This is a genomic window from Buttiauxella sp. B2 (genome assembly GCF_006376615.1).
Classification (GTDB): Bacteria; Pseudomonadota; Gammaproteobacteria; order Enterobacterales; family Enterobacteriaceae; genus Buttiauxella.
Genome location: NZ_VEXQ01000009.1, coordinates 44,620 through 58,891, shown reverse-complemented (window position 1 = coordinate 58,891; position 14,272 = coordinate 44,620). Strand labels below are relative to the sequence as shown.

Annotated in this window: 9 protein-coding genes; 4 read left to right on the top strand and 5 right to left on the bottom strand. The window is 49.9% G+C overall.

The features are described from left to right. Positions 1-12: 12 nt before the first annotated feature. Together rapZ and npr are read left to right on the top strand one after the other, a co-directional pair. Positions 13-867 carry an RNase adapter RapZ gene (gene rapZ / locus FH968_RS12010; protein ID WP_139879750.1) on the top strand — a complete coding sequence of 285 codons (855 nt, stop codon included), beginning with the start codon at positions 13-15 and terminating at the stop codon, positions 865-867. Beyond that, the gene (npr, locus tag FH968_RS12005; RefSeq protein ID WP_064543100.1) at positions 864-1,136 is read left to right on the top strand and encodes a PTS phosphocarrier protein NPr; all 273 of its coding nucleotides are present in this window, start codon (positions 864-866) and stop codon (positions 1,134-1,136) included. The genes rapZ and npr overlap by 4 nt, the downstream gene beginning before the upstream one ends. Position 1,137: 1 nt before the next feature. Here the strand turns inward: npr and mtgA are convergent, their stop codons facing one another. From mtgA to FH968_RS11985, 4 genes are all read right to left on the bottom strand, one after another. Next, on the bottom strand, positions 1,138-1,866 hold the full coding sequence (gene mtgA, locus FH968_RS12000; RefSeq protein ID WP_139879748.1) for a monofunctional biosynthetic peptidoglycan transglycosylase: 729 nt from the start codon (positions 1,864-1,866) through the stop codon (positions 1,138-1,140). Further along, the gene (elbB, locus tag FH968_RS11995; RefSeq protein WP_139879746.1) at positions 1,863-2,516 is read right to left on the bottom strand and encodes an isoprenoid biosynthesis glyoxalase ElbB; all 654 of its coding nucleotides are present in this window, start codon (positions 2,514-2,516) and stop codon (positions 1,863-1,865) included. The genes mtgA and elbB overlap by 4 nt, the downstream gene beginning before the upstream one ends. Positions 2,517-2,751: 235 nt before the next feature. Then, a complete protein-coding gene (gene arcB / locus FH968_RS11990; RefSeq protein WP_139879744.1) occupies positions 2,752-5,100 on the bottom strand; it encodes an aerobic respiration two-component sensor histidine kinase ArcB in 2,349 nt (782 codons plus the stop codon). A gap of 61 nt (positions 5,101-5,161) precedes the next feature. After that, on the bottom strand, positions 5,162-6,094 hold the full coding sequence (locus tag FH968_RS11985) for a TIGR01212 family radical SAM protein (RefSeq protein WP_139880001.1): 933 nt from the start codon (positions 6,092-6,094) through the stop codon (positions 5,162-5,164). A gap of 684 nt (positions 6,095-6,778) precedes the next feature. On the opposite strand from FH968_RS11985, the gene gltB reads away from it, so the two are divergent. Together gltB and FH968_RS11975 are read left to right on the top strand one after the other, a co-directional pair. Then, entirely contained in the window at positions 6,779-11,236 is a 4,458-nt protein-coding gene (gltB, locus tag FH968_RS11980) for a glutamate synthase large subunit (protein WP_139879742.1), read from the top strand. A gap of 9 nt (positions 11,237-11,245) precedes the next feature. Further along, positions 11,246-12,664: a glutamate synthase small subunit gene (locus tag FH968_RS11975; protein ID WP_139879740.1), complete on the top strand. Its 1,419-nt coding sequence runs from the start codon at positions 11,246-11,248 to the stop codon at positions 12,662-12,664. 73 nt (positions 12,665-12,737) lie between these two features. On the opposite strand, the gene FH968_RS11970 is transcribed toward FH968_RS11975, so the two are convergent. Beyond that, positions 12,738-14,231, bottom strand: coding sequence for an MFS transporter (locus FH968_RS11970; protein WP_139879738.1), 1,494 nt, complete (start codon positions 14,229-14,231; stop codon positions 12,738-12,740). Between the last annotated feature and the right edge of the window lie 41 nt (positions 14,232-14,272).

Here is a 14,272-nt window from a genome sequence, read left to right as displayed (position 1 = left end):
GGGAGTGATGACATGGTGCTGATGATTGTCAGCGGCCGCTCTGGTTCAGGGAAATCTGTAGCCTTGCGTGCACTAGAAGATATGGGATTCTACTGTGTAGATAACCTACCAGTAGTGCTGTTACCCGATCTTGCCAAAACTCTCGCAGAACGACAAATCTCTGCGGCAGTCAGCATCGACGTGCGTAACATGCCGGAAAACCCGGAAATTTTTGAACAGGCAATGACCAATCTGCCTGATACGTTTTCTCCGCAACTGTTGTTCCTCGATGCCGATCGCAATACGCTGATCCGTCGATATAGCGACACGCGCCGTTTGCACCCGCTTTCAAGTAAAAATCTTTCGCTGGAAAGTGCGATTGATGAAGAAAACGATCTATTGGAACCGCTGAAATCCAGAGCTGATCTGATCATCGATACTTCTGAAATGTCGGTGCATGAACTTGCGGAAATGCTGCGAACTCGCCTGCTCGGTAAACGCGAACGCGAACTGACGATGGTGTTTGAATCCTTCGGCTTTAAACACGGTATTCCGATTGATGCAGATTACGTGTTCGACGTGCGTTTCCTGCCGAACCCTCACTGGGATCCGAAACTGCGTCCGATGACTGGACTGGACAGGCCTGTTGCCGCATTCCTTGACCGTCACACCGAAGTGCACAACTTTATCTACCAGACGCGCAGCTACCTTGAGCTTTGGTTACCGATGCTGGAAACCAATAACCGCAGCTATCTGACTGTGGCGATTGGCTGTACTGGCGGTAAACACCGTTCAGTTTATATTGCAGAGCAGCTGGCAGACTATTTCCGCTCACGCGGTAAAAACGTGCAGTCCCGTCACCGTACGCTGGAAAAACGCAAAACATGACCGTAAAACAGACCGTTGAGATAACCAACAAGCTGGGTATGCATGCGCGCCCAGCCATGAAGCTGTTCGAACTGGTGCAAAGCTTTGATGCTGAGGTGATGCTGAGAAATGAGGCTGGTACTGAAGCTGAAGCCAATAGTGTGATTGCTCTGTTGATGCTGGATTCCGCCAAAGGTGGTCACATCGAAATTGAAGTCACTGGGCCTGAAGAAGAACAAGCATTGAACGCGGTTATCGCGCTGTTCAATGCGGGTTTTGATGAAGACTAATTCACTTCAATTCATGCTGCGCCATGAATGACTCGCCACCAAGTTGGCGCATCTGGCGCAAAATCCATTGCTGGCGCTGCCGTACATACCCGGAAGGAGCATTCGCTTTAAAGCGGATAGGATTTGGTAATACAGCGGCAAGTAACGCAGCTTCTGATGCTGTCAGGTGGCTTGCAGGTTTATGGAAATAACGTTGTGAAGCCTCTTCAACACCAAAAATTCCATCGCCAAATTCTGCGATATTCAAATAAACCGTCAAAATACGGCGTTTAGTCCATATCACTTCCATGCCCAGTGTTAATCCTGCTTCAAAGCCTTTACGCACCCAACTGCGTCCATCCCACAGGAACAGGTTTTTTGCTGTTTGCTGAGATAACGTGGATGCACCACGAACGCGATTTTCATTGCGTTCGTTATGGGCAAGAGCTTTTTCGATTGACGCTACGTCAAATCCCCAATGGTCCGGGAACTTCTGATCTTCCGCCGCGATAACCGCAAGTCCCATCAAAGGTGAAATATCGTCCATGCCCACCCAATCCGAATGCGCAACATAACCAAAATCACCGCTAAACCAGGCGCTAAATTGCCGTTCGACCATTACTGCTGAAAATGGTACTGGTAAAAAGCTAAACAGGATAACCCCCGCCAACCAGATTCCTACCAACGCCAGCACTCCACGCAATAGCCAGCGCTTGATGGAACCGAAGAGCGCAATACGCCCTTTCTTCATTCAGCCATATCCACAACACGAGCCACCAGCTTTTCAATACCCATTGCGGCTTCATCAATACGTGTCGCCAGCATATAAGCAGGTGTAGTCACCACTTTATGCTCTTCATCAACCACGATATCATCGACCGGACAAGGGACATGTTCGGCCCCCATTTCTTCCACAATCTCTGCGGTGTCAATATCCGTACCGATGGTCAAACGTACCGGCACATCCAAAATTTTTGGCAACATCACTGGAGCAATACAAATAAAGCCAAGCGGTTTACCCTGGGCATGGCAATCTCGGGCCAGCCGACGCAGATCGCTATCAATCTGGCAGTCGCTACCTTTGCTGGCAAAATCACACAAGTTTTTTGCGGCCCCAAACCCACCAGGTACGATCAGCGCGTCCAGTTCATTTGCATCAGCCTGAGCCAGCGGGAAGATCGCCCCACGGGTAATTCGTGCCGCTTCAGCGAGCACATTACGATGTTCGATAGCCTTGCCATTGTTAAGGTGATTGATAACGTCTGCTTGAGGTTTATCGGGTGCAAAACAAACAGCTTCAGCGCCACAACGCGCGATTGCCAGCAGGGTAATGACAGCTTCTTGAATCTCGCTACCGTCGTAGACCCCACAACCACTGAGCACCACACCAATCTTCTTCATTCCGCTATTCCTTTTCGTCATGCGATAAATCTTATTAGTTATGATGATTTGATCGCTATGCTTCACACATTTTACTGATTCATGTAACAAATCATTTAAGATTTGCTATCTTAATGCCTGAGCAGCCCACGAGATTATCGGCTGCGCCGCCTGGATAAATACCTATAACTAACGGCGCAACCTGCTTTTTCCCTGGTGTTGGCGCAGTATTTCGCGCACCCCGGTTCATCCGGGGTCATTTTTTGGGAGCGCTTGCAACCCAGGCTTTCAAAACATCTACATCATGTTGCCATTCTTGCTTCAACTCTTCGATCCACTCACCCACATTTTCAGACCATGCAGGTAAATCAGGCGACTGAATTTGCTGAGCAACTTGCTGCAAATGGCGCAACCCAATAGAACCCGCAGCACCTTTGATCTTATGGCCTTCTTCCACCACGCCTTTTTGGTCACGTGCGGTCATGTTGGAGTCCAGTACACTTAGGTAACCCGGCATCATTTTCTCAAACATTGCCAACCCATCAGTAATCAGTTTCGGTCCTACAAGGTCCATGTATTGCTCAAGCATTGGAATATCGAGCAAAGCTTGCTGTTTTTCGCTATTAACTTGAGGCATTTGAGACTCCTTTAAAGACTCTGACTGTTGGTTGTCCCAGAATTTTTGGATCATTGCCATCAACGCCGGAACTGCGAGTGGTTTGCTCAGCACGTCGTCCATGCCAGCATCCAGATACTCTTTTTTATCTTTCAATACGTTAGCCGTCAATGCTACTAACGGTGGTAAATCTTCACGGGCGTAACGTGTTGTTAGCTGTCGGGAAATATCCAACCCCGTCATATCAGGCAACTGGATATCCAACAACACCAGGTCATATTCACCCGGGGTAAATTTTTCTAGCGCTTCTTTGCCGGTCATAGCGACATCTACGCTGTTGCCTAGCTTCTCCAACACCGAACGCGCAACAATCACATTGAGTTCAATATCTTCTACCAGCAAGACGTGTAAAGCAGGCAGCGGCATTTTGTCATCATCAAGCGTATCTTCGACTTCATCAGCCACACGAGGTGCCTGCACCGTCAGGGTAAACAGCGAGCCTTCGCCTGGCGTACTGTTAACAGTAATATCGCCGCCCATACTTTTCGCCAGACGACGCGACACCGCTAAACCGATGCCCGTCCCCGTCGCCGGTTTACCTCCGTGGCTATCCTTCACCTGATAATACATGGCGAAGATTTTGTCCTGTTCATCTTGTGGGATGCCAATCCCGGAATCTTGCACTTCAAAGCGCAGCGTATTTTCTTCCTCATAACGCACGCGCACGGCGACCAACCCACCTTTCGGCGTGAACTTCACGGCATTGCTGATCAGGTTCCAGAGGATCTGACGTAAACGTGTTCCGTCCGTCACCACTTTATGCGGCAGTGGCAACGTTGGGTTCATCTCTAACTTCAGCCCTTTTTGCTGGGCCTGCAAACCAGAAAGATTCTCTAAATCGGCGAGGAAACTGGTGAAGTCAATCGGTTGGTTATCAAGCTGAACTTTACGGCGCTCAAGCTTATCCATATCAATGATGTCATTGAAAATATTACCGAGCGTGATCGCTGAGACATGAATGGTTTTAAGATAATTGATTTGTTCAGGGTTCAGTTCCGTATCAAGCAAGATACGGCTTAAACCGACAATGCCATTCAATGGAGTACGCAATTCGTGGCTGATAGTTGAAATGAAAGTGGTTTTGTCGCGGCTTGCGCGTTCAAGTGCATCCTGATAACGCTTACGCTCAGTGATGTCGCGGCCAAAGCCCATCAAACCGTGACGCTTACCTACACGGTCGTAGTAAGGCACTTTACGAATTTCAAAGCAGGCTTTGCGCCCGTCGGGATAATCCAGCCATTGTTCGTAGGTCAGCGACACATTATGACGGAACACTTTTTCGTCCGTTTCGATAACTTTTTGCGCCGCCTCTGGCGAATACACTTCTTCCGGCTTCAGGTTGATCAGTTGCTTTTCACTTTTACCTGTCAGCAGCTCCATGGCACGGTTACAGCCTGAAAACTCTTTATCTTCATTGCGATAAAAAACCAGATCGGGCGATGCATCAAGGAATGAACGTAAAAATGAGGATTGCTGCTCAAGCTGTATTTGCGTCTCTTCGCGCTCCTGCATCTCAACTTTAAGTTGCTCAAGCATGGTTTGACGTTCATCTTCCGCCTTAACGCGGTCAGCAATTTCCTGGTTCAATTGAGCAATATTGTCTTTGAGCTGCACATTGAGCTTGAGATCCCTTTCACGCATCTCTTCAAGTTTTTGTACAAGCTTTGACAGTCGTTGACGCGACTCTTCGAGTTGTTCAACCACCACGGAAAGGAAATAGACAGCCCAGGGTGTAATTAACAGGCCAAAAAAGATAGAGCGAACAACATCTATACTTTCGACCTGGCCGCGTAACAGCATCGTCACGGCCATTTGCACCACAATAGCCAGCACCACCAGGGCGGAGGCCAGTAACAAAGAGAAGCGCACTAATCCGAGCTTCACCATCAAATCAACGTAATATTGCGCCAGTAACCGGATTTGCTTCATGGAACGTTTCCCTCGCCTTCAATCTGATAAATATACCGCAAAAAGATCTCACGCTCAGGATTTACAATAGAATTGTTGGGCTCCACGGTGTACCCAGTGCCGAACCTTGCGTACCGTGCTGCGTCAGGTACTTGTCGATTTCCCCCATTCCAGTCCAGCGATTTTCACACCACAGTGGTGCCAGCAGGGTCGGTCGGCGGGCATTGGCAGAAATTCTATGAAACACGACATCCAATGGCGTATGGCGAATCATTTCACCAGCGGTCTTCGCGTACTCTTCTAATTCAATGGGTTGCAAACGCCCTGCCTGCCAACTTTTTGCCATAGTACTACCACTGACAATATGCAGTGGATGGAGTTTGATACCGTCCACTCCGGTATCCACAACTTTATCAAGCGTTTCCATACAATGCGTTTGCTCTTCACCTGGCAAACCGACAATAAGATGGCTACACACTTTTAATCCCCGCGCCCGTGCACGGCGAGTGGTTTCCTGATAGCAGGTAAAATCATGCCCGCGGTTGATACGATGCAATGTTTTGTCATTAGCGGTCTGTAAGCCCAGTTCTAACCAGACCTCATAGCCTTTCTCATGATATTCACTTAGCAAATCAAGCACGCTATCCGGAACGCAATCTGGGCGCGTCCCCACGCATAATCCAACGATGCTGGCCTGGCTAACTGCCTGCTGATACATCGAGCGCAACACCTGCACTTCCGCCCATGTACTGGTGTACGCCTGGAAATAAGCGAGATAATGTTGCGCGCGGTTCACTAACTGGGACTGGCGCTCCAGCTGTTCGGCAATTGTATGGTTTTGTTGAGTTTCATCGGCAAAAGACGCGACATTGCAGAAAGTACATCCACCACGACCGATAGTTCCATCGCGATTTGGGCAGCTAAAACCACCATGTAGTGTCAGTTTATGGACCTTATGGCCATAACGGCGCTGAAGATCACCACCAAACATATTGACTAATTTTTGTAACTGCATAATCTGATGGGCCGCCCGTAAAAGGGATGTAGCCTGCCATTTTCTGCCCAATTTAGCGATGACCTGGATCAATCGCTCTGGCGCAGCTTTATCCATTGCATATAAATGCAAAATAAGTGCAATTTTACTCACTCGTAAGATGATTACTTTTCCTTATATCACTCCCTTTTATTTATAGAATATGTGGCATGTTGAAAAACAGTGTCTTGATGCGCGCTAATGCTATATGTCAGTAGATCATACTGGCAATAACATCATTGCCAGCATGGTCTGTAATTCTGCTAGCCCTCAGACAGTGAGAGAGATCACATAACCCGCCTCGTTTTCTAGTCGTTTAATTGCGACAAAAATGATTAAAAAATGTTAATAATCATTATCTTAATTATAAAATAGTGCTATTACCTATAAATAAGAATGCCATTTGACCTGTGTGCGCTTTCCCGATAACTTGGAAATCCGCTGGAAGCTTTCTGGATGGGTTCTGTGCCCATCATATTTATGCAGTAATTTAGATTCCCTCTAAAGCAAGTCCTCAACACTTGTGAAACCGATGCAAAAGGTCATTAAAGAGGGCGACACGCGAGGTGAGCGTATGAAACGCGAAACCCCGTCGCCATGCCCTTTTTACGCCTGTGCGCAATCGGTTGGGAGAGAGTCACGTAGAGCCTGGGGAGGTTCACTGATATGTTGTACGATAAATCCCTTGAGAAGGATAACTGTGGTTTCGGCCTGATCGCCCACATAGAAGGCGAACCTAGCCACAAGGTAGTGCGTACCGCTATTCACGCACTAGCCCGAATGCAGCACCGTGGAGCAATCCTCGCCGATGGAAAAACCGGTGATGGTTGTGGCCTGCTGTTGCAAAAACCTGACCGTTTCTTCCGAATCGTTGCGGAAGAGCGTGGCTGGCGTTTGGCAAAAAATTATGCCGTAGGTATGATTTTCTTAAATAAAGACGACACGCTGGCGAGTGCAAGCCGCCGCATCATTGAAGAAGAGTTGCAAAATGAGACCCTGTCGATTGTTGGTTGGCGCGAAGTGCCCACTAATGAAGACGTACTCGGTGAAATAGCCCTCTCCTCAAAGCCTCGCATCGAACAAATTTTTGTTAATGCCCCGGCCGGTTGGCGTCCACGTGATATGGAACGTCGCCTGTTTATCGCCCGTCGCCGCATTGAGAAACGAATCCAGGATAAAGATTTCTACGTTTGTAGTCTCTCGAACCTGGTCAACATCTATAAAGGTCTGTGTATGCCGGCAGATTTGCCGCGCTTCTACCTGGACCTGGCGGACTTGCGTCTGGAATCAGCAATTTGTCTGTTCCACCAGCGCTTCTCCACCAACACCGTACCACGCTGGCCGCTGGCCCAGCCGTTCCGCTACCTTGCACACAACGGTGAAATCAATACCATCACCGGTAACCGCCAGTGGGCACGTGCGCGTACCTATAAATTCCAGACGCCACTGATCCCGGATCTGCATGACGCTGCGCCATTCGTTAACGAAACCGGCTCCGATTCCAGTTCCATGGATAACATGCTTGAGCTGCTGTTAGCAGGCGGAATGGATATCGTTCGTGCTATGCGTTTGCTGGTTCCACCAGCATGGCAGAACAACCCGAACATGGACCCGGAACTGCGCGCCTTCTTCGACTTTAACTCCATGCACATGGAACCGTGGGATGGTCCAGCCGGTATCGTTATGTCCGATGGTCGCTACGCTGCCTGTAACCTGGACCGTAACGGCCTGCGCCCGGCACGCTACGTTATCACCAAAGATAAGCTGATCACTTGTGCTTCCGAAGTTGGGATCTGGGATTACCAGCCTGATGAAGTGGTCGAGAAAGGCCGCGTTGGCCCAGGCGAGTTGATGGTTATCGATACGCGTATCGGCCGCATTCTGCATTCGGCTGAAACCGATGGAGATTTGAAAAGTCGCCATCCGTATAAAGAGTGGATGGAAAATAACGTCCGTCGCCTGGTGCCGTTTGAAGATTTGCCAGACGAAGAAGTGGGCACCCGTGAACTGGATGACGATACGCTTGCCAGCTTCCAGAAGCAGTTCAACTACAGCGTAGAAGAGCTGGATTCTGTGATTCGAGTGTTGGGTGAAAATGGCCAGGAAGCCGTCGGTTCTATGGGTGATGATACCCCGTTTGCCGTGCTCTCCAGCCAACCACGTATCATTTACGATTACTTCCGCCAGCAGTTTGCACAGGTAACAAACCCGCCAATCGATCCGCTGCGTGAAGCACACGTTATGTCACTGGCGACCAGCATTGGCCGCGAAATGAACGTCTTCTGTGAAGCAGAAGGCCAGGCACACCGCCTGAGCTTCAAATCGCCAATTCTGCTGTGGTCAGATTTCCAGCAGCTCACTTCGCTTGAAGAACAGCACTACCGTGCCGATACGCTGGACATCACCTACGATGCTTCAACCCAGTCGCTGCACGAAACTGTCAATGCACTGTGTGACGAAGCAGAACGTATGGTTCGCAACGGCACCGTGCTGCTGGTGCTGTCTGACCGTAATATTGCTAAAAATCGCCTGCCGGTTCCCGCGCCAATGGCTGTGGGGGCAATTCAAACCCGCCTGGTTGAGAAGAACCTGCGTTGTGATGCAAACATCATCGTCGAAACTGCAAGTGCGCGTGACCCGCACCACTTTGCTGTTCTGCTCGGTTTTGGCGCAACGGCAGTCTATCCATACCTCGCTTACGAAACGCTAGCGAAGTTGGTCGACAACGGCGCGATTGAAAAATCCTACCGTAGCGTGATGCAGAACTACCGCAACGGCATCAACAAAGGGCTGTACAAGATCATGTCCAAAATGGGCATCTCGACTATCGCCTCTTATCGTTGCTCGAAGCTGTTTGAAGCTGTTGGCTTGCATAAAGAAGTTTCTGAGCTGTGCTTCCAGGGTGTTGTCAGCCGTATTGGTGGTGCCGGTTTCAACGACTTCCAACAAGACTTGCTGAATCTGTCTAAACGCGCGTGGTTAGCACGTAAACCACTGGATCAGGGTGGACAGCTGAAATACGTCCACGGTGGTGAATATCACGCCTACAACCCAGATGTGGTGCAGACGCTGCAAAAAGCAGTGAACAGCGGCGAGTACAAAGATTATCAAGAGTACGCGAAGCTTGTGAACGAGCGTCCGGTGGCAACACTGCGCGATATGCTCGCACTGAATCCGCAAGGTGAAACAGTCAGAATTGAAGACGTTGAGCCAGCCTCAGAACTGTACAAACGCTTCGATACTGCCGCAATGTCTATTGGTGCATTAAGCCCGGAAGCGCACGAATCACTGGCTGAAGCGATGAACAGCATCGGCGGGAACTCCAACTCAGGTGAAGGAGGTGAAGACCCTGCGCGCTACGGCACCAATAAAGTGTCTCGTATCAAACAGGTGGCTTCTGGCCGCTTCGGTGTAACCCCGGCTTACCTGGTTAACGCAGATGTTATCCAGATTAAAGTCGCTCAGGGTGCAAAACCAGGCGAAGGCGGCCAATTGCCAGGTGATAAAGTCACACCGTATATCGCAAAACTGCGTTATTCCGTGCCTGGCGTCACACTGATTTCTCCACCGCCACACCATGATATTTACTCTATTGAAGATTTGGCGCAGCTGATTTTCGACCTTAAACAGGTAAACCCTAAAGCGTTGATTTCAGTAAAACTGGTTTCCGAACCAGGCGTTGGCACCATCGCAACCGGTGTTGCTAAAGCGTATGCCGACCTGATTACTATCGCCGGTTACGACGGTGGTACAGGTGCAAGTCCGCTGTCATCTGTGAAATATGCGGGCTGTCCGTGGGAACTAGGTCTGGTGGAAACACAGCAGGCGCTGGTTGCTAACGGTCTGCGTCATAAGATCCGTCTGCAAGTTGATGGTGGCCTGAAAACGGGTCTCGATATCATCAAAGCAGCGATTCTTGGCGCGGAAAGCTTTGGTTTCGGTACCGGTCCAATGGTCGCACTGGGTTGTAAATATCTGCGTATTTGCCACCTGAACAATTGTGCAACCGGTGTTGCAACTCAGGACGAAAAACTGCGTAAAAACCACTATCACGGCCTGCCATTCAAAGTGACCAACTACTTTGAATTTATCGCCCGTGAAACACGTGAGTTGATGGCGCAGTTGGGTGTGAAGCGTCTGGTAGACTTGATTGGCCGCACCGAATTGCTCAAAGAGCTGGACGGAATCACGGCCAAACAACAAAACTTGGATCTATCTAACTTGCTGAAAACAGCTGAACCTATGCCAGGCAAAGCGGTGTACTGGACCGAAACGAACCCGCCATTTGATAAAGGCGATCTGAACGCCCAACTGCTGAGTCAGGCTAAGCCGTACGTGGACGACAAACAGAGCAAAACGTTCTGGTTTGATATCCGCAACACTGACCGTTCAGTGGGTGCCATGTTGTCTGGTTATATCGCGCAACATAATGGCGACCAGGGTCTGGCAGCCGATCCGATTAAAGCGCATTTCAGTGGTACTGCTGGACAGAGTTTTGGTGTATGGAACGCCGGTGGCGTCGAGCTGCACCTGACTGGCGATGCTAACGACTACGTTGGTAAAGGCATGGCGGGTGGCTTGATCTCGTTGCGTCCTCCGGTGGGCTCAGCCTTCCGCAGCCACGAAGCGACCATTATCGGTAACACCTGTTTGTACGGTGCGACAGGCGGCAAACTTTATGCTGCAGGCCGTGCGGGTGAGCGTTTCGCAGTGCGTAACTCCGGTGCAATTACCGTAGTGGAAGGCATTGGCGATAACGGTTGTGAATACATGACTGGCGGCATCGTCTGCGTCATTGGCAAAACAGGTGTGAACTTCGGTGCAGGTATGACCGGCGGTTTCGCTTACGTGCTCGATGAAGATGGCGATTTCCGTAAACGCGTTAACCCTGAACTGGTAGAACTGCTCAACGTTGATGAGCTGGCAATTCACGAAGAACACCTGCGAGGTATGATTACCGAGCATGTGCAACTGACGGGTTCCCAGCGCGGCGAAGAGATCCTGGCAAACTGGCCGGAATTTGCATCGAAATTCACGTTGGTTAAACCGAAGTCCAGTGATGTCAAAGCATTGTTGGGTCACCGTAGTCGAAGCGCCGCAGAGCTGCGGGTGCAGGCGCAGTAAGAGGTCACGATGAGTCAAAACGTTTATCAATTTATCGACTTACAGCGCGTTGATCCACCAAAGAAACCGCTCAAGATCCGTAAAATTGAATTTGTGGAAATTTACGAGCCGTTCTCAGAAGGCCAGGCTAAAGCACAGGCAGACCGCTGCCTGTCCTGCGGTAACCCTTACTGTGAATGGAAATGCCCGGTTCATAACTACATTCCAAACTGGCTGAAGCTTGCCAACGAAGGGCGCATCATTGAAGCGGCTGAACTGTCTCACCAGACAAACAGCCTGCCGGAAGTGTGTGGCCGTGTTTGCCCGCAAGACCGTCTGTGTGAAGGTTCTTGTACGCTTAATGATGAGTTTGGTGCCGTCACCATTGGTAACATCGAGCGCTATATCAACGATAAAGCGATTGAGATGGGTTGGAAACCAGACCTGACTGGCGTGAAGCAAACCGGCAAACGTGTTGCCATCATCGGCGCGGGCCCTGCGGGGTTGGCATGTGCGGATGTGCTGGCACGTAACGGTGTCAAAGCGGTGGTTTACGATCGTCACCCAGAAATCGGTGGTTTACTGACCTTCGGTATTCCAGCGTTCAAACTGGAAAAAGAAGTGATGACTAAACGCCGTGAAATCTTCAGCGGCATGGGCATCGAGTTCAAACTGAACACCGAAGTTGGCCGTGATGTTCAGATTGACGATCTACTGAAAGAATATGATTCCGTATTCCTCGGCGTAGGCACTTATCAGTCAATGCGCGGTGGTTTAGAGAATGAAGATGCGACGGGCGTATTCGACGCTCTACCGTTCCTGATTGCTAACACCAAAAAGATCATGGGTTTTGGCGACTCACCGGAAGAACCGTATGTGAATATGGAAGGCAAACGTGTCGTAGTACTTGGCGGTGGTGATACCGCAATGGACTGCGTACGTTCATCTGTTCGCCAGGGCGCAACGCACGTTATCTGTGCTTATCGCCGTGACGAAGAGAACATGCCAGGCTCTAAGCGTGAAGTGAAAAATGCGCGCGAAGAAGGTGTGGAATTCCAGTTCAACGTACAGCCGCTGGGTGTGGAAGTTAACGCTAATGGCCGCGTCTCGGGTGTGAAAGTTGCTCGTACGGAGTTGGGTGCACCGGATGCTAATGGCCGTCGTCGTCCAGAAATCGTTGCCGGCTCAGAGCACGTTGTCCCTGCTGATGCCGTTATTATGGCGTTTGGTTTCCGCCCACATGCCATGCAGTGGCTGGAAAAACACAGCGTTGAGTTGGACAGCCAGGGCCGTATTCTGGCTCCGGAAGGTAGCGATAACCCATTCCAGACCAGCAACCCAAAAATCTTTGCTGGCGGTGATGCTGTTCGTGGTTCTGACCTGGTGGTCACAGCGATCGCTGAAGGTCGCAAAGCAGCTGACGGGATCCTGAACTTCCTCGAAGTGTAACGATCTACAAAGCACTTAAAAAGCCCGGTGATATGCCTATCACCGGGCTTTTTTATGCTTACTGCAGACGTTGTTATTTAACCACTTTCTGCATTATGCGACGTTTGGCCGCATCCGCATGAACTGCACCACTAAACGGTTTACCGTCGATCGCATCGTGTGTACGCAACGCCTCTGGATGAATCCAGCGTTGAACACGAGATGGCATATCCAGACCAATCAGCAGGATGACTACAAACGTCAGACTGAACGAGAGCGAAGCCAGAGCGGTACCTAAATCGAGGCGCTGCGCAATAGTCGCCCCAATTACTGGAGCGAGTGCACCGCCCAGCGCGCCGACGTTATAGGTAAAGCCTAACCCGGCTGCACGCTGCTCAGTATCGAAATAACCCCCAATCAGTTTTGGCAAGATCCCGGAGATCCCCTGCCCCAACATTTGTTGCAGGAATAAAAGCAAACCCAGCACCCAAATATTGCCGCCACCTATGGCAAATACCGGAATAATTAAGAGTTGTGAGGCAAGTAGACTACAGACATAGGCTTTACGAGTGCCTAACCAGTCACCAAGGAAACCACCCACACAACAACCTACCGCGGCACCAAACCCACTAAAGAAGAGAATGTGGGCCACCGTTAAGGGATCGTATGCCAGTTCAGTTTTCAGATAGGTCGGTAGTAACGCCTGAATCGGCCACGAATAGAGGAACGCAAAGAAAACGACAATCATCAACGTGACGCCTGTCGGCCAACGTTTACCACTACTTTGCACCATGAAACTGATGAATATTGCTGCACATATCAACCCCAGTATTGCGATAAGTGCCGCATTGCCAAGATTGCCGGCAAAGCAGAAGTAAAGTGCACTCGCGACGACTATTGTCAGGCCAATATTGATAATTCTATGTTCACCCCGGTACAAAATATCCACCATGGTTTTGGTCGGTGTTTTATTGGCAAACTTCTCTTTCCAGTCTTCAGCTTCTGGAATATTTTTACGCAACCAGAGCGCGAAAATAATGGGCAAAATACCGATGAAAAACAGCGCTCGCCAGCCCCATACCGGCACCACAACGCTATACACCTGAGCTGCAATCACTGCACCTACTGAAAAACCTGATATCAGAAAACCGCTCGCTTTATTTCGCAGTTGTTTTGGCCAACTTTCAATGACATAGGTAGCGCTCGAGCCGTATTCACCCGCCATTCCCATCCCAATCAACAGACGAGCAAGGAACATGGTGGTAAAACCTGGAGCAAAACCGCAGGCCAACGTACCGAAAGAGAACAACACGATGCTGGTTATCATGGCTAATTTGCGACCATAACGGTCACCCATCGCACCTAAAACCAGGCCACCAAACCAACGTGAGATAAATGCTGCGGAGATTAGGCTCGCAGCTTGAATCGTTGTCAGGCCAAATTCACTTTGAATTTCAGTCAGCACTAACGCAATCAGGACAAAATCAAAACCATCCAACAAGTAGCCAATCCATGCGGCTGAAAATGCTTTCCATTGCGGCTTAGTCAAATGTCGATACCACGGGATCTGTTGGGCAGTGTTGTTCATAAAGCACTCCCGGCGCGGGTTCTTCAAAACCCGCCCTTTGG

Bases quoted from the DNA above. Each gene is read 5' to 3' on its own strand.
- rapZ (WP_139879750.1), top strand. From the start codon at position 13: ATGGTGCTGATGATTGTCAGCGGCCGCTCTGGTTCAGGGAAATCTGTA.
- npr (WP_064543100.1), top strand. From the start codon at position 864: ATGACCGTAAAACAGACCGTTGAGATAACCAACAAGCTGGGTATGCAT.
- mtgA (WP_139879748.1), bottom strand. From the start codon at position 1,866: ATGAAGAAAGGGCGTATTGCGCTCTTCGGTTCCATCAAGCGCTGGCTA.
- elbB (WP_139879746.1), bottom strand. From the start codon at position 2,516: ATGAAGAAGATTGGTGTGGTGCTCAGTGGTTGTGGGGTCTACGACGGT.
- arcB (WP_139879744.1), bottom strand. From the start codon at position 5,100: ATGAAGCAAATCCGGTTACTGGCGCAATATTACGTTGATTTGATGGTG.
- FH968_RS11985 (WP_139880001.1), bottom strand. From the start codon at position 6,094: ATGCAGTTACAAAAATTAGTCAATATGTTTGGTGGTGATCTTCAGCGC.
- gltB (WP_139879742.1), top strand. From the start codon at position 6,779: ATGTTGTACGATAAATCCCTTGAGAAGGATAACTGTGGTTTCGGCCTG.
- FH968_RS11975 (WP_139879740.1), top strand. From the start codon at position 11,246: ATGAGTCAAAACGTTTATCAATTTATCGACTTACAGCGCGTTGATCCA.
- FH968_RS11970 (WP_139879738.1), bottom strand. From the start codon at position 14,231: ATGAACAACACTGCCCAACAGATCCCGTGGTATCGACATTTGACTAAG.